The organism is Ruegeria sp. BG5, from assembly GCF_056538425.1.
In genome coordinates this window covers 1,177,915-1,191,641 of sequence record NZ_JBQFTC010000001.1, presented here as the reverse complement: position 1 = coordinate 1,191,641, position 13,727 = coordinate 1,177,915, and the positions used below count along the sequence as shown (strand labels likewise).

The window sequence follows — 13,727 nt, the reverse complement described above, 5'->3', positions numbered from 1 at the left end:
GGGGCGATTTACCGAACGCGCCCGGGGAATGCAAGAGGATTAAAGCCGAAATTTCCAGCTTTGTTCGACAAGATCGACCCCGAAAGACCGCACCGGTTTGCTGTCCACCAACTGCCAACCGGTGGCCTTATACAGCGCGCAGGCAGCCTTGTGGCTTTCATGGGTCCAAAGCTGCATCTGCTGGTATCCGGCAGCCCGAGCAAAACCCATACAGGTCGCCAAAAGCCGCTTGCCCAGCCCCAAACCGCGCGCCTCGGGCACCAAGAGGAACAGACGGAGTTTTGCCGTCTGGTCATCCAGCCTGACGCAGAAGATACTGCCCAACCGCTCTCCGTCCCGCTCGGCGATCCAGCCGCGCTCGCAGGTCGGATCGTGATCCGCGACGAAGTCGTCGAGAATACGTGCCACCAGCGGGGCGAATGTCTCATCAAAGCCTTCGTCCCGCGCATAAAGCGTGCCGTGCCGTTCAACCAGCCACGGGGCATCTTCGGCCCGGAATTGTCTGAGATCCACATTTGCCATGCCATATCTGAGCGCATTGGCGGCTTGATTCTCAACCCCGCGCGCGCTAGCACGAGTGCTCAGTCCCGGAGGCGCGTATGGGTATCAACACCGAACGAGACATTCAGGCCAACCTTCAGATCGGGCCTACCGATCAGGGGATGGTGCGTTTGTTCATCGAGGCCGATGGCATCGAAATTCCAATGGATTTCGACCCCGAAGAGGCTGAAGAAATCGCCGACGAACTGCGCGCAGCAGCACAGGCGGCGCGCGCCGTCAAAGACTGACCAGCTTCAAATTCGCGGATCACGCAGCGCCAGCAGACGGCGGGCCGCGTCGGTTGCAAATTTCTGGATCATCTTCTTGCGCCGCGCCGGGGCCAGCTTGTCTTCGGGTGCCATTCTGATGATCTCGGCATCATAAGCGTCGGCGATGATCAGGCCGGTTTCCTCGGGCAACAGCTCGGTCGGGAACTCGGTATCCACGGCCCAAAAGAATCGGTCGCACCACTCCAGATAGCCCTGCCATTTCGAATCCGACTGATAATCGGCGCGACTGGATTTACACTCGATCACCCAAAGCTCACCCTTCGGGCCCAGCCCCATCACATCGACGCGCAGGCCACGCGCCGGAACGAATTCCTCAACGGAAACAAAACCATGCGCGGTCAGGTGACGCGCCACGCCACGCGCAAGTTTCTGTCCGGGTTGCAGATCCAGTGTCATGTGAGAAATGTGAACAATTCGTGAACAAATGTAAAGCCTCCGCACGGGACTTGACATGATACCGTATGGTACTGCATTAATATGATACCAAATGGTATCTTTACCGAGGTGACAAATGCAGACCCTAACCCAAAACGCGTTTCGTGCGCTGGCCGACCCTACCCGGCGTGACATCGTCAAACTGCTGGCGTCCGAGGATATGACAATCGGCCAACTGACGGACCGCTTCGACATGACCCGCGCCGCCGTCAAGAAACACCTGACGGTCCTGTCTGATGGCGGGTTGATCACGGTTGAGGCGCGCGGTCGTGAACGCATCAATCGCATAGAACCCCGCGGTATGGCCCCGGTTCTGGACTGGCTCAGCTACTTTGACCAGTTCTGGGATGACCGCCTCAACTCTCTCAAGAAAGCTATTGAAAGGAAAGACAAATGACCAAATCTGTATTACAAAAAACGATTTTTCTGCGGGCCGAACCGGAAACCGTATGGGCCTATTTGACCGAGCCCGATAGGCTGGCGGAATGGTTCCACAAACCCCAGCGCCCATTGGCCAAGGGTCAAAAGCTTGAGATGTACGGAACCACCAGCGGCGACCTTTTGATCTGGGGCGACGTCCGCGAGGCGCGCGCGCCGGAATATCTGGAATACACCTTCACCGTGAAACCCATGGGCGACGCCGTCAGCGTGGTCAAATGGACGCTTACTCCGGTTGCGGGCGGAACGCGTCTGAGCCTGTTGCACGAAGGCCTGCCGCAGAATGCCGACGCCTTCGGCCTTATCCTGGCGCTGGACAACGGCTGGGACGAGCATTTCGGCAAGATGCGCACGGCATTGCACGAAACTGTTGATGCGTGACCCCTTGTGCGAACCCGTCAGACGCCCTAACTAAGCGCTTGGCGGGTTCTGCCCTTCTTGTGACAGGTAGCATTCTGGTGGCCTTAAGCAATTCCGAGGGGGCTGGCTCTGTTCAGGTCCTGGCCTGATTACCCGGCGCCCACCTGTACATACAGGTCCTCGGGAATCACACCGCACGGTTGGCTGGCGGTCCCGCCACTTTTCCCCTGAAATTCAGCGCTCTGCGCGGGCTTCCTGCTTGGCCATAGCGGGCTTGAAGCTGTGCACGACGGGCGATCCGCGACGCGGACCACCGGGCTTTTCGGCCATGCTCATGATCTTGTAGGCGAACTGCACCCCGGCAAAGACGATCCCGTTCATGAACCAGATCATCGCAAGCGCGATCAACCCGACCTCGGACCCGAAAATCAGCCCCCGCAGGTTCGCGACATTCAGCGCCAGCAGCACGCCGACAAACACAGCCGAGATCACAAATCCCCATGCAACTTGCGTAATGTAAAGGCGGATCAGTTTGGGCATCACAAAGCTCCTTGTCTGATGCCACGAGGATAGCGCATGGTCGGACAGAGTAAACCGCGCCCCGCCGGGGTGCGACACTGTATGCGGAGTTTCAATGAATGCCCTCAGCCTGTTCGCGCTTGACCTACTCGAAGCGCTGTCTTTGCGTCACGACGATCAGGAACGGTGGGAGTTCACGTTAGACCGGCTGGCCGAGATCGGATTCAACGCGCTGAACATGGTGTGCTTCACGCCCGAGACCGGCGCGATCCATTGGGTGCGCAGTTCGATGTCCAAGGGCTGGCTGAACCGCTACGACACGCAAGGCTATGCCGAAGCGGACCCCATGCTGGCGCAGGTTCAGAACGGCAAGGAAAGCCTTTACGTGCAGGCCGCAAGCCTGAAACCGTCGGATGGCCATTCCGACAAGGCGCTGGGTCTGAACCACGATCTGGAGAAGGCCGGATATATCCACCTGTATTCTCTGGTCGTGCCCTGCCCCGACAACGAGGCCAAGCTGGTCGTGCTGGCCTCGGACCAACAGGACGTCCAGTTGATGATGACCGAACAGCAGCGGGACATGCGCGTCTTGGCCACCGTGCTGGCCACCAATCTGGGGTCGGACATCCCCAGCAATCATGGCCGTGTCTACGACATCGCCAGCATCGCACCGACCGCGCCGGACATGACACTGCGGGAATTGCAGGTTCTGAACCTGCTGGCGCTTGGCCACCGCAACGACAGGATCGCTGAACAATTGGGCCTGTCCGAGATCACGATACGCACCCATCTGAAAAACGCGCGTGACAAACTGCAGGCCCCAACCCGCGAATCCGCCTTGGTCCGCGCGATGCAGCTGGGCCTGATCGATCCGCAGCGCTATCGGAATCGATAGGTGGCGCGTCAGAGGATTTCCGTTAAAGTGCTGGTGTCTTTGGATAAAACTGTGAGTGGTGGACACCGGAGGCTTGTTTTAACAAGTGTATTGCAAACGTTCAGGCGCAGCTCGGTTTCGAGTCTGCGCCTTATTCTTGTCGTCCGGTGATGTGGCTCAGAACGCCTCGGGCTGGGCCTCACGCGCCATGTGGTCCAGCACGGCGTTGACGAATTTCGGCTCTTTGCCTTCAGGGAAGAAGGCGCGCGCGACGTCGACGAATTCGGTGATAACCACCTTGGGCGGCGTGTCGCTTTGGGTCAGTTCGGCCCCGGCGGCGCGGAACAGCGCCCGCAGGGTCGGATCGATGCGCGAGATCGGCCATTTGGCGACCAGCGCACGGTCGGTCATCTGGTCAATCGGAGCCTGATAGTTCACAGCATTGTCCACCAGCGAGCGGAAGACGCTGATATCGCCATCCAGCATCTCGTCCCCTTCATAGACAGCGCCAAACCGGTGATCCAGAAACTCATTCACGACGGCTTCGGTCGTCTGGCCCGACTGCTCCATCTGGAACAGCGCCTGCACGGCATAAAGCCGGGCGGCGGATTTCATCAGGCGTTTCTGGTTGGCCGGTTTCGGCGCGTCTGTCTTGGTCATGCTGTCGAGGGTCCGTTGCTGTCGCCCGCCACAAGGATGGACTCGGACGGCGGCTTGAATCCGACGCCCTTTTTGGAAGAGCCCCACTTACGGCTGAGCGCGATCAGATGCAAGGCCGCAGCAGCCGCGCCGCCGCCTTTATTCATCTTTTCGGGGTTGGCGCGAACTTCGGCCTGATCGTCATTTTCCACAGTCAGGATGCCGTTGCCGATGCACAGGCCCTGCAGGCCCAGCAACTGAATGGCGCGGCTGGAGTCGTTGCAGACAGTCTCATAGTGCGTGGTCTCACCGCGAATGACGCAGCCCAGTGCGACATAGCCGTCGAAATTGCACTGGCGGTCCGCCATAGCGATGGCGGTGGGGATCTCCAGCGCGCCGGGCACCTCGACAACCTCACAGGCGCCGCCAGCTGCTTCGATCTCGGCCTTCGCACCGGCGATCAGGTTGTCTGCAATCGCGCGATAGAAAGGGGCCGCCACGATCAACAGCTTCACCGGCTTGTCGAATTTGGGTGTCGGCAAAACGCCATGTTCGTCTTGAGCAGCCATGATCAGTCTTCCTTCAGGATCGAACGGGTACCGACGATGGACAGGCCAAACGCGTCGAGCCCCAGATATACGGTTTCAGGCGAGTCCGTCAGCAGCACCAGTTCCTGAATGCCCATCTTGGACAGGATTTGCGCGCCCAGACCGGTTTGCTTGATCGTGCGCGGGCCTTCATCTTCGGCCGCATACAGCGAGTTACGCGGCTGCCGGAACAGGCAGACCACGCCGCGCCCCTCTTCTGCGATCTTCTCCATCGCGCGCGGCAACTCGCGCGAGGATTTGGGGCCGAGGCCCAGAATATCCGGCGCTTCGTGCAGGGCGTGGGTGCGGGTCAGAACCGGCTCTGGTGTAGTCACATCGCCTTTGACCATCACCACATGCTCGATGCCGTGCGTCTGATCGGTGAAAATCCGCATCTCCCATTCGCCGCCATATTCCGAGTTGACGGTTTCACGCGAGGTTTCGACTACCAGATTGTCATTGCGCGACCGGTAGGTGATTAGATCGCTGATCGTACCGATCTTCATGTCATGCTCTTGCGCGAATTCCACCAGATCGGGCAGACGCGCCATGGTGCCGTCAGCCTTCATGATCTCACAGATGACACCCGACGGATTCAGCCCCGCCAGACGCGAGATATCTACGGCGGCCTCGGTATGGCCTGCACGCACCAGTACCCCACCCCGCTTGGCACGCAGTGGGAAGATATGGCCGGGGGTTGCGATATGGGCCATCGTGTTCTGCTCGTTGATCGCAGTTGCCACCGTCAGCGCGCGGTCGGCGGCGGAAATCCCGGTGGATACACCCTCGCGCGCTTCAATCGACACGGTGAAGGCCGTCTCGTGACGCGACGAGTTGTTCACGGCCATCATCGGCAGGCCCAGAGCATCCACGCGTTCGGCGGTCATCGGCAGACAGATCAGCCCGCGCCCATGGGTGGCCATGAAGTTGATCGCCTCGGCATCGGCAAATTCAGCCGGGATCACCAGATCGCCTTCGTTCTCGCGATCCTCGTGATCGACCAGGATATACATCCGGCCCTTGCGCGCCTCGTCGATGATCTCTTCGATCGGGCTGATCGCGTCACGCAGTTGGGCCTCGACCGGACCGGGGGTTTCAAAGCTCATGGGGCAGCCTTTCACAAGAGCATTTCTGCAAGGCGGGATAGACCACACTGCGCCCAAAGGCCAGAGCGCAAACGGCGCTGGCCTGTCAGGACGCGACGTATTTCGCGGTCAGGACATCTCGGCCAGGCGGGCGACGTACCGGGCCAGCGTGTCGATTTCGAGGTTAACGTGATCCCCGACAGCAACATCACCCCAGGTCGTGACCTCTTTGGTATGCGGGATAAAGTTGATACCAAAATCACGACCGTCCACGTCATTGACGGTCAGCGAGGTTCCGTTCAACGCAACCGACCCTTTCGGCGCAATGAACCGCGCCAGATCCGCAGGCGCGCGCAACGTGACCCTTGTGCTGTCGCCTTCATCCTCAACCGCGACAACCTCGGCAACGCCATCGACATGGCCCGAGACGATATGACCGCCCAGTTCGTCACCCACCTTCAAGGCGCGTTCCAAGTTCACCCGCGATCCGGTGGTCCAGCTGTTCAGGTTGGTTTTTGACACAGTCTCGGCGCTGATCTGAACGTCATACCAGTCGTCGCCCAGCGCGATCACGGTCAGGCACACGCCATCGCTGGCAATCGACGCCCCGATATCGATGCCGGACGTGTCATAGGCCGTCTGAATACGGGCGCGCAGGTCGCCTTGTTGCTCCAACTCGGTGACAGTGCCGACATCGGTGACGATCCCTGTAAACATCCTGTTAACCCTCGTTCCCTAACCTGAGCGTGTTTTCACAAGCTGAGGTACGCCCATCCCTTTGCGCGGGCAAGGACCCGACACGGTAAAAAAGGCCGGATTGAACAAAAAACTGGCGAGATACGGCATAGATTCGCCCAGAAGTTTGGATATTGTCACCAAGATGAACCACTCAACCACCGCCCGAAATAACCGCGTCTTCCTGTTTCTTCAGGGGCCCCATGGGCCGTTTTTCAGCGCCCTTGGGCGGATGTTGCAAGCATCGGGCGCGCAGGTCTGGCGCGTAGGGTTCAACGCAGGTGATCGGGCGTTCTGGTTCGACAAATCCAGCTATATCCCGTTTCGCGACACGCCGGACCGCTGGTCCGAAACCCTGATTGACCTGATCGTCGGAAAAGGCGTGACCGACATTGCGTTGTATGGCGACACCCGCCCGATTCATGCGCGCGCCGTTGAAATCGCGCGGTCGCGCGGCATCACCGTGCATGTGTTCGAGGAAGGGTATCTAAGGCCCTGGTGGGTCACGTATGAGCGTGGCGGCTCGAACGGAAACTCGCGCCTCATGTCGCTGAATGTCGAGGATATGCAACAGGCGCTGGAGCATTCGGACACGCAGTCCCCGCCGCCACCGTCGCATTGGGGGGATATGCGCCAGCACATCTTCTACGGCGCGCTTTACCATTGGTTCGTGTTGTTCCTGAACCGCCGTTACCGGAACTTCCGCCCGCACCGGGAATTGCCGGTGTCAAAAGAATTCCGGCTATATTTCAAGCGGCTGGCACTGATGCCGTTCCATCGCATTCAAAGGGGTTGGTCCACGGGATTGGTCCGCAAAAGCCCCCACCCCTATCACCTTATCCTTTTGCAACTGGGTCACGACAGCTCGGTACAGGCGCATTCCGATTACTCAGGGATGAGCGCGTTTCTCGAACAGATGATCACGGGTTTTGCCAAGGGCGCGCCGGGACATCATCGGCTGGTGATCAAGGAACACCCGTTGGAAAACCACCGCGAACCGCTGCGTCGCCGCGTACGTCAGATGGCACGCGCGCTTGGGATCGAAGATCGCGTTCACTATGTGCCGGGCGGCAAGCTGGCCAAACTGCTGGATGAGGCGAACTCGGCCGTCACGATCAACTCAACGGCCGGTCAACAGGTGCTGTGGCGAGGCATTCCGCTGCGGATCTTTGGCAAATCGGTCTATGACAAGCCAGAATTCGCGTCGCATCAAGCCATCGAAGACTTCTATGCAAATCCCGATATGCCGGATGCCAAGGCCTACCGCATCTATCGTCAGTTCCTGTTGGAAACCAGTCAGGTTCCAGGCGGGTTCTATTCGCGCCGGGGGCGTCGGCAATTGCTGCGCCGCGCCGCAGACATGATGTTGCGCGCCAACGATCCTTATCAGAATGTCCTCAGAAACAACGAGGCACTGACGCCACAGTTGCGGCTCGTTGAGTGAAATGGGGCATCCTCTGCTGGATGTTGTATCCCGAAGCGGGTAAGTTTCCCAAAACTAAGAATACTGAGGATCATCGGCAGTGCAGAGCTTTCCAATCCGATGGATGCGGGGGATTACCCTTGTGGGCCTTTGCGGCCTTTTGGCCGCGTGTCAGCTTCCCAAATCCGGACCGAACAAATCAGAGATTCTGGCAGGCTCGGTCGAAAATGGCGGCAATGCCTTCGTGGTTGAGGTCGATGATCGTGTCACACGGGCAACCTCCAGCGTTCCGCAATTTGGCTTTTCGTCGTCGTTCAGCAGTGCGCAAAGCGTGGCGGCCGATACGGTGCGCCCCGGCGATGTTCTGGGCCTGACCATCTGGGAAAACGTGGATGACGGATTGCTGGCTGGCGAAACCGGCTCGGCCACTGCGCTGGACGAGGTGCAGGTCGATAGCGAAGGTTTCATCTTTGTACCCTATGCCGGACGCCTGCGCGCCGCCGGGAACACGCCCGAGCAGTTGCGCATCCTGATCACCAACCGCTTGCAAGAACAAACCCCCGACCCGCAGGTTGAGGTGCGCCGCGTTGCCGGCGATGGCTCGACCGTGTCGCTGACAGGCACAATTGGAGCCCCCGGTATTTACCCGATTGAACGCCCCACCCGCACCTTGCTGGGCATGTTGTCTCAGGCGGGCGGCGTGGCCGTCGGATCGGACATTGCGCTGGTCACCCTGATCCGGGGCGACCAAAAGGGCACGGTCTGGTATGAAGACCTGTTCACCAATCCGAGGCTGGATGTGGCGCTGCGTGGCGGTGACCGTATTCTGGTCGAGGCGGACAGCCGATCCTACATCGCGCTTGGCGCAACCGGCGGGCAGTCCCGCATCGCCTTTGACACTCAGGACCTGTCAGCTTTGGAAGCCCTGGCGCAGGTCGGTGGTTTGCAGGGCCTGTCCTCGGATCCGACCGGGATTTTCATCCTGCGGAAAGAACGTCAGGACATCGCCCGCAGCGTGACGGGCCGGGCCGAGTTGCAAGGCGATCAGCGGATGATCTACCTGCTCAACCTCACCGCGCCGAATGGCCTGTTCATCGCCCGTGACTTTGTCATCCGCGACGACGACACGATCTACGTGACCGAAGCGCCTTATGCGCAGTGGAGCAAATCGATCTCGCTTATCGCGGGCGGGCTGACTCCGGTTGCAAACGTCGCGACCCTGACCGGCAACTGATCCGTGACCCCCGAAATGGACACCGCAGCCGGGGCGGAGCGCTCTCGGCTGTTTGTGTATAATGGGGGATTTCTGACCAATCGGCGCATTCGGCGCATCCTGTCCTTGGCTGGCTATGACATTCGTCTGGGCCTGCTGAAACCCGGCGACATGGTTGGGGTTTGGGGCAATAGTCCGACCGCCCATCGCGGCCTGCGCGTTGCGGGTAAGTACGATGCCCCGGTCCTGCGGGTCGAAGACGCGTTTCTGCGCTCGCTTCACCCCGGTCGTCAGGGCGAAGCGCCGCTGGGCCTGCTGTTGGATCGAACAGGTCTGCATTTCGACCCGTCTGCGCCATCTGATCTTGAGACCCTGTTGGCCACGCACCCGCTGGATGACACTGCGCTGCTGGACCGGGCTCGGGGGGCAATCGCGCGACTGAAAGACCTGCATCTCAGCAAATACTCGGCCTTTGATCTGGATATTGCACCACCCGACCCCGGATATGTGCTTGTCATCGATCAGACCCTAGGTGATGCGGCAGTAACGGCCAGTGGCGGCGACTATGCCCGCTTCCGCGAAATGCTGGTGATCGCGCAAGAGGAAAACCCGGGCGCAAGGATCATCATCAAAACGCACCCGGAAACGCAGACCGGCCATCGCGCGGGGCATTTCAGCGATCAGGACCTGTCTGACCGGGTGTCCTTTCTAAGCGACCCGATCAGCCCGTGGTCCCTGCTGGAAGGCGCGGTTGCTGTTTACACACTGTCGTCGCAACTGGGATTCGAGGCTATTCTGGCCGGTCACAAGCCCCGCGTCTTTGGGCAGCCTTTCTATGCGGGTTGGGGGCTGACGCAGGATGAAAACCCAATCCCGCGCCGCACCCGCAATCTGACCCGACCGCAGTTATTCGCGGCATCCATGCTGCTTTACCCAGTCTGGTACGACCCATATCAGGACCAATTGTGCGAGTTGGAAACCGTTCTGGACACGCTCGAAGCGCTGAGCCGCGCGTGGCGGCAGGATCGGTTTGGCTGGACCGCGTCGGGCATGCGGCTGTGGAAGCGCAAGCATCTGCAACAGATGTTTGGGCGTCACAAAAAGATGCAATTCACCTCGGCCCCGCCGACAACGTCCGATCGCCCCCACATGGTCTGGGCCAATCAGGCCCGGGATGCCGAAGGGGCCATTCGGGTCGAGGATGGCTTTTTGCGCTCGCGCGGATTGGGGGCCGAGCTGGTTCCGCCTCTGTCACTGGTGACGGACGATCTGGGGATTTACTACGACCCCACACGGCCTAGCCGGTTGGAGGAATTGATCGCCCAGCGCGAAACCCTGCGCCCCGATCAGGAACGGCGGGCCGAGCGGCTGGTCAGCAGGCTGCTCTCGGACGGTCTGAGCAAATACAACACCGGCCAGCCCGCGCCGACCCTGCCAGATGGGCACCGCATTCTTGTGCCGGGACAAGTTGAGGATGATGCCTCGATCCTGTTGGGCACCAGCGGCGTGCGCACCAATCTTGAGTTGCTGCAAACCGCGCGGGAAGCGAATCCGGACGCCGTTTTGATCTACAAACCTCATCCCGATGTCGAAGCCGGGCTGCGTGAGGGGCGCATTGAGGCGGAGGAACTGGCGGATCTGATCCTCGACAATTGCGATCCGGCGTCTTTGCTGCCTCATGTGAACGAAGTCTGGACCATGACCTCGCTACTGGGGTTCGAGGCGCTTTTACGCGGTGTTCAGGTCACGACGCTGGGCGCGCCCTTTTATGCCGGTTGGGGGCTGACAACCGATTTGGGTGCGGTGCCTGTCCGGCGCGGCGCGCGCCCGTCCTTGATAGGGCTGGTTCATGCGACGCTGATTGATTACCCGCGCTACATGGATCCGTTGACCGGACAGCCCTGCCCGGTCGAAGTCGCCGTTGATCGGTTGGTGAGTGACACGGCCGCGCCAACGGGGCCTTTGAACCGGTTTCTGTCCAAGCTTCAGGGGGCGTTTGCCACACATGCGCATTTGTGGCGCTGACCGGAACGTCACTGCGTTGGACGTCGCCAACGATGCAGAATGTCGGGACCGATAGCGCGGGTTTCGATCAGTTCGAACCGGGGGGCCGCGTCCAGCTTTTCCAGCCCCAACCGACCAACTGCGGCCAAACCCTCGGCCCCGATGGTCAGGCCCGCGGTGAAGCCGACCAGCTCATCCACCAGGTCCTTTTCCAATAGTGAGGCAGCAAGCGCGGCCCCGCCTTCGCAAAACACTCGGGTCAGCCCGGCCTGACCCAGTTGCTGCAACAGATCCGCCGCATCAATATGGTGATCCTGCAAGGCACAGGGGATCAGGCGCGCGCCCAGCCCGTCCCATGCGCGCGCACGTTCGGCATCGGGATGGGGGCCGTGGCACAGCCAGACCGGAACCTCGGCTGCGGTGCGCGCAAGCTGCCCCATAAGCGGCAAGTCGAGATGGCGGGACACGACAACGCGCACAGGCTGCTGCGCGACGCCCAGATCACGCACGGTCAGCGACGGATCATCCGCCCGAGCCGTGCCTGCACCCACCATCACCGCATCATGACGCGCGCGCATCGCGTGAACGGCGCGGCGCGCCTCGGGGCCCGTGATCCACTGGCTATGCCCGGTCTGGGTTGCAATGCGCCCGTCAAAGCTGCTGGCCAGTTTCAGGGTAACAAAGGGGCGGCCTTGCTCGGTCTTCAGGAAAAAGCCTGCCAGATCCCGTTCGGCCTGCTCGGCCAGAACGCCGGTTTCAACCTCGATCCCGGCTTCGCGCAACATGGCAAAGCCCTGCCCCGCCACGCGGGGATCACTGTCTTCCACGGCAGCAACAACACGCCCGACCCCAGCCTCGATCAGGGCTGCAGCGCAAGGCGGTGTCCTACCGTGATGCGAACAGGGTTCCAGCGTCACATAGGCCGTCGCGCCCCTGGCCGCGTCTCCTGCCTGAGCCAAAGCCTCGGTTTCCGCATGGGGTCGCCCGCCGGGCTGGGTCCAGCCTCGCCCGACAATCCTGCCACCCTGCACGACAACGCACCCGACTGCCGGGTTAGGCCAACATGACCCTTGGCCGCGCTGACCCAATGACAAGGCCAGCGCCATAAATCGCTTATCTGTTTCGCTCACTCGTCCGTCGGAGGCTGCGGCGGGCGCAGTTCGTGGACAAACTCCTCGAAATCATCGGCCGCCTGAAAGTTTCTGTAGACACTCGCAAAGCGAACATAGGCGACGGTGTCGATCCGCGCCAGAGCTTCCATGACAATCTCACCGATCTTTTCGGAGGGTATGTCGGTCTCTCCCATGCTTTCCAGACGCCGGACAATCCCCGAGATCATCTGATCGATCCGCTCGGGATCAACAGGGCGTTTCTGCATCGAGATGCGGATTGATCGCTCCAGCTTGTCGCGGTCAAAATCCTCGCGTTTGCCGTTGGTTTTGATCACCACCAGATCGCGCAGTTGCACGCGTTCATAGGTGGTGAACCGACCCCCACAGGCCGGACAAAAGCGGCGTCGGCGGATCGCGACGTGATCCTCTGCCGGGCGTGAATCTTTCACCTGAGTGTCGATATTTCCGCAAAACGGGCAGCGCATCCGCCGTCTCCTCGTCCCATGTTCGGCCTCTTTTTGTAAGCGCTACGGCTTACTTATCCACAACTATAGGGCAGCCGCTAGGATTTGGGTAGTCGGAATTTTCAACCCCTAGATAAAGGGTTACCCCAGATGCGCAGCGACCAAACGGCGATGCGGTGCGGTCCGGTGTTCGAACAGGTAAATCCCCTGCCATGTCCCAAGTGCCATACGACCCCCAGAGACAGGGATCGAAAGCGAGACCGGCATAAGCGCCGCCTTGATATGCGCTGGCATATCGTCCGGCCCCTCATATGTGTGGCGCAGATAAGCCATCGAAGGGTGGTTCGAGGGCGGCACAAGCCATTCAAAAAACGCGTGCAGATCGATTTGAACCTCGGGGTCAGCGTTTTCCTGAATCAGCAAAGAACATGAGGTGTGGCGAACGAACAGCGTCAATACGCCATCCTTCGCCACCGGGTTCAGCCAGCGATGCACATCCTTGGTGAATTCATAGAGTCCGGGGCCTTGCGTCTGGATCGAGAATTCTGTCTGCATCCGCGCTGTTTCACCACTGCGTCAGTTTATGAACGGGCGCGTCCTACACCGTGCCTCGGCCCCTTGCACAGATACGCTGGACCCAGGAACGAAGGGCGTCAAGACAAAGCTGGGTTGCGCGGGAACCTCGGCCGGTTTTTTCAGCGTAAACTGTACGGCCGTCTTGCGCCCGGTGGTCACGCTGGGCCCATATCCGCGCAGGACGTAAATTTGCTGCTGCCAGCCGGCCCCCAATTTGCGCCGGGCAAAATCTGCGGCCGCACACCAATACCCGTCCGTGAATTGCTGGGCGCGCGGGATGACTTCGAAATCGGTGCTGTTGATCGGCTCGGTTCGGTATCCATTGCGGGCGGCATCAGCGGTGACGGGAACGCCAAGGGCAAAGGCGGCGAGCGTTGCGCAGGCTAAAATCTGTTTCATTGGTAATCTCTTCCCTGATTGTGTGTGGTCAAAA

The 13,727-nt window shown here is 60.3% G+C and carries 18 protein-coding genes; 7 read left to right on the top strand and 11 right to left on the bottom strand.

What is annotated here, in order from left to right:
- Positions 1-39: 39 nt before the first annotated feature.
- Positions 40-585 (bottom strand): GNAT family N-acetyltransferase, encoded by a 546-nt coding sequence (locus ACR0KX_RS05435; RefSeq protein WP_480708392.1) that lies wholly within the window; start codon positions 583-585, stop codon positions 40-42.
- Positions 586-599: 14 nt separating this feature from the next.
- Here ACR0KX_RS05435 and ACR0KX_RS05430 point away from each other — a divergent pair, with 14 nt between their 5' ends.
- The gene (locus ACR0KX_RS05430) at positions 600-788 is read left to right on the top strand and encodes a DUF6324 family protein (protein WP_170451549.1); all 189 of its coding nucleotides are present in this window, start codon (positions 600-602) and stop codon (positions 786-788) included.
- Positions 789-794: 6 nt separating this feature from the next.
- Here ACR0KX_RS05430 and ACR0KX_RS05425 read toward each other — a convergent pair whose 3' ends face one another.
- Positions 795-1,226: an MmcB family DNA repair protein gene (locus ACR0KX_RS05425; RefSeq protein ID WP_170451551.1), complete on the bottom strand. Its 432-nt coding sequence runs from the start codon at positions 1,224-1,226 to the stop codon at positions 795-797.
- A 115-nt stretch (positions 1,227-1,341) separates the two neighbouring features.
- Here ACR0KX_RS05425 and ACR0KX_RS05420 point away from each other — a divergent pair, with 115 nt between their 5' ends.
- On the top strand, positions 1,342-1,662 hold the full coding sequence (locus ACR0KX_RS05420; RefSeq protein WP_170621581.1) for a metalloregulator ArsR/SmtB family transcription factor: 321 nt from the start codon (positions 1,342-1,344) through the stop codon (positions 1,660-1,662).
- Complete coding sequence (locus ACR0KX_RS05415) at positions 1,659-2,084, top strand: SRPBCC family protein (protein ID WP_170621580.1); 426 nt, start codon at positions 1,659-1,661, stop codon at positions 2,082-2,084. Before ACR0KX_RS05420 ends, ACR0KX_RS05415 begins: the two co-directional genes overlap by 4 nt.
- Positions 2,085-2,297: 213 nt before the next feature.
- On the opposite strand, the gene ACR0KX_RS05410 is transcribed toward ACR0KX_RS05415, so the two are convergent.
- Positions 2,298-2,603, bottom strand: coding sequence for a hypothetical protein (locus tag ACR0KX_RS05410; protein ID WP_170621579.1), 306 nt, complete (start codon positions 2,601-2,603; stop codon positions 2,298-2,300).
- 94 nt (positions 2,604-2,697) lie between these two features.
- On the opposite strand from ACR0KX_RS05410, the gene ACR0KX_RS05405 reads away from it, so the two are divergent.
- Positions 2,698-3,477 (top strand): helix-turn-helix transcriptional regulator, encoded by a 780-nt coding sequence (locus ACR0KX_RS05405; protein ID WP_170621578.1) that lies wholly within the window; start codon positions 2,698-2,700, stop codon positions 3,475-3,477.
- Between the two features lie 156 nt (positions 3,478-3,633).
- Here the strand turns inward: ACR0KX_RS05405 and nusB are convergent, their stop codons facing one another.
- From nusB to ACR0KX_RS05385, 4 genes are all read right to left on the bottom strand, one after another.
- On the bottom strand, positions 3,634-4,116 hold the full coding sequence (gene nusB, locus ACR0KX_RS05400) for a transcription antitermination factor NusB (RefSeq protein ID WP_170621577.1): 483 nt from the start codon (positions 4,114-4,116) through the stop codon (positions 3,634-3,636).
- Positions 4,113-4,664, bottom strand: coding sequence for a 6,7-dimethyl-8-ribityllumazine synthase (locus tag ACR0KX_RS05395; RefSeq protein WP_170621576.1), 552 nt, complete (start codon positions 4,662-4,664; stop codon positions 4,113-4,115). Before ACR0KX_RS05395 ends, nusB begins: the two co-directional genes overlap by 4 nt.
- Positions 4,665-4,666: 2 nt before the next feature.
- Positions 4,667-5,788: a 3,4-dihydroxy-2-butanone-4-phosphate synthase gene (ribB, locus tag ACR0KX_RS05390; RefSeq protein ID WP_170621575.1), complete on the bottom strand. Its 1,122-nt coding sequence runs from the start codon at positions 5,786-5,788 to the stop codon at positions 4,667-4,669.
- A gap of 108 nt (positions 5,789-5,896) precedes the next feature.
- Positions 5,897-6,484 (bottom strand): riboflavin synthase, encoded by a 588-nt coding sequence (locus ACR0KX_RS05385; RefSeq protein WP_170451568.1) that lies wholly within the window; start codon positions 6,482-6,484, stop codon positions 5,897-5,899.
- A 163-nt stretch (positions 6,485-6,647) separates the two neighbouring features.
- Between ACR0KX_RS05385 and ACR0KX_RS05380 the strand changes: the two genes are divergently transcribed.
- The 3 genes from ACR0KX_RS05380 to ACR0KX_RS05370 all read left to right on the top strand — a co-directional run bounded on the left by ACR0KX_RS05380 (position 6,648) and on the right by ACR0KX_RS05370 (position 11,163).
- The gene (locus ACR0KX_RS05380; RefSeq protein ID WP_480708009.1) at positions 6,648-7,946 is read left to right on the top strand and encodes a capsule biosynthesis protein; all 1,299 of its coding nucleotides are present in this window, start codon (positions 6,648-6,650) and stop codon (positions 7,944-7,946) included.
- Positions 7,947-8,049: 103 nt separating this feature from the next.
- A complete protein-coding gene (locus ACR0KX_RS05375; protein ID WP_170451572.1) occupies positions 8,050-9,159 on the top strand; it encodes a polysaccharide biosynthesis/export family protein in 1,110 nt (369 codons plus the stop codon).
- A 15-nt stretch (positions 9,160-9,174) separates the two neighbouring features.
- Positions 9,175-11,163, top strand: coding sequence for a capsular polysaccharide biosynthesis protein (locus tag ACR0KX_RS05370; protein ID WP_170451574.1), 1,989 nt, complete (start codon positions 9,175-9,177; stop codon positions 11,161-11,163).
- Positions 11,164-11,171: 8 nt separating this feature from the next.
- On the opposite strand, the gene ribD is transcribed toward ACR0KX_RS05370, so the two are convergent.
- The 4 genes from ribD to ACR0KX_RS05350 all read right to left on the bottom strand — a co-directional run bounded on the left by ribD (position 11,172) and on the right by ACR0KX_RS05350 (position 13,693).
- Positions 11,172-12,272, bottom strand: a complete 1,101-nt coding sequence (gene ribD / locus ACR0KX_RS05365) for a bifunctional diaminohydroxyphosphoribosylaminopyrimidine deaminase/5-amino-6-(5-phosphoribosylamino)uracil reductase RibD (protein ID WP_170451576.1) — start codon at positions 12,270-12,272, stop codon at positions 11,172-11,174.
- Positions 12,269-12,739, bottom strand: coding sequence for a transcriptional regulator NrdR (gene nrdR / locus ACR0KX_RS05360; RefSeq protein ID WP_170451578.1), 471 nt, complete (start codon positions 12,737-12,739; stop codon positions 12,269-12,271). The genes ribD and nrdR overlap by 4 nt, the downstream gene beginning before the upstream one ends.
- Positions 12,740-12,859: 120 nt before the next feature.
- A complete protein-coding gene (locus ACR0KX_RS05355; protein ID WP_480708007.1) occupies positions 12,860-13,273 on the bottom strand; it encodes a secondary thiamine-phosphate synthase enzyme YjbQ in 414 nt (137 codons plus the stop codon).
- A 21-nt stretch (positions 13,274-13,294) separates the two neighbouring features.
- Positions 13,295-13,693: a hypothetical protein gene (locus ACR0KX_RS05350; protein WP_170517730.1), complete on the bottom strand. Its 399-nt coding sequence runs from the start codon at positions 13,691-13,693 to the stop codon at positions 13,295-13,297.
- Between the last annotated feature and the right edge of the window lie 34 nt (positions 13,694-13,727).

Coding starts and splice junctions, on each gene's coding strand:
- ACR0KX_RS05410 (WP_170621579.1), bottom strand. CDS start 2,603: ATGCCCAAACTGATCCGCCTTTACATTACGCAAGTTGCATGGGGATTT.
- nrdR (WP_170451578.1), bottom strand. CDS start 12,739: ATGCGCTGCCCGTTTTGCGGAAATATCGACACTCAGGTGAAAGATTCA.
- ACR0KX_RS05380 (WP_480708009.1), top strand. CDS start 6,648: ATGAACCACTCAACCACCGCCCGAAATAACCGCGTCTTCCTGTTTCTT.
- ACR0KX_RS05350 (WP_170517730.1), bottom strand. CDS start 13,693: ATGAAACAGATTTTAGCCTGCGCAACGCTCGCCGCCTTTGCCCTTGGC.
- ACR0KX_RS05370 (WP_170451574.1), top strand. CDS start 9,175: ATGGACACCGCAGCCGGGGCGGAGCGCTCTCGGCTGTTTGTGTATAAT.
- ACR0KX_RS05375 (WP_170451572.1), top strand. CDS start 8,050: ATGCGGGGGATTACCCTTGTGGGCCTTTGCGGCCTTTTGGCCGCGTGT.
- ACR0KX_RS05430 (WP_170451549.1), top strand. CDS start 600: ATGGGTATCAACACCGAACGAGACATTCAGGCCAACCTTCAGATCGGG.
- ACR0KX_RS05415 (WP_170621580.1), top strand. CDS start 1,659: ATGACCAAATCTGTATTACAAAAAACGATTTTTCTGCGGGCCGAACCG.
- ACR0KX_RS05425 (WP_170451551.1), bottom strand. CDS start 1,226: ATGACACTGGATCTGCAACCCGGACAGAAACTTGCGCGTGGCGTGGCG.
- ribB (WP_170621575.1), bottom strand. CDS start 5,788: ATGAGCTTTGAAACCCCCGGTCCGGTCGAGGCCCAACTGCGTGACGCG.
- ACR0KX_RS05420 (WP_170621581.1), top strand. CDS start 1,342: ATGCAGACCCTAACCCAAAACGCGTTTCGTGCGCTGGCCGACCCTACC.
- ACR0KX_RS05355 (WP_480708007.1), bottom strand. CDS start 13,273: ATGCAGACAGAATTCTCGATCCAGACGCAAGGCCCCGGACTCTATGAA.
- ACR0KX_RS05395 (WP_170621576.1), bottom strand. CDS start 4,664: ATGGCTGCTCAAGACGAACATGGCGTTTTGCCGACACCCAAATTCGAC.
- ACR0KX_RS05405 (WP_170621578.1), top strand. CDS start 2,698: ATGAATGCCCTCAGCCTGTTCGCGCTTGACCTACTCGAAGCGCTGTCT.
- ACR0KX_RS05385 (WP_170451568.1), bottom strand. CDS start 6,484: ATGTTTACAGGGATCGTCACCGATGTCGGCACTGTCACCGAGTTGGAG.
- nusB (WP_170621577.1), bottom strand. CDS start 4,116: ATGACCAAGACAGACGCGCCGAAACCGGCCAACCAGAAACGCCTGATG.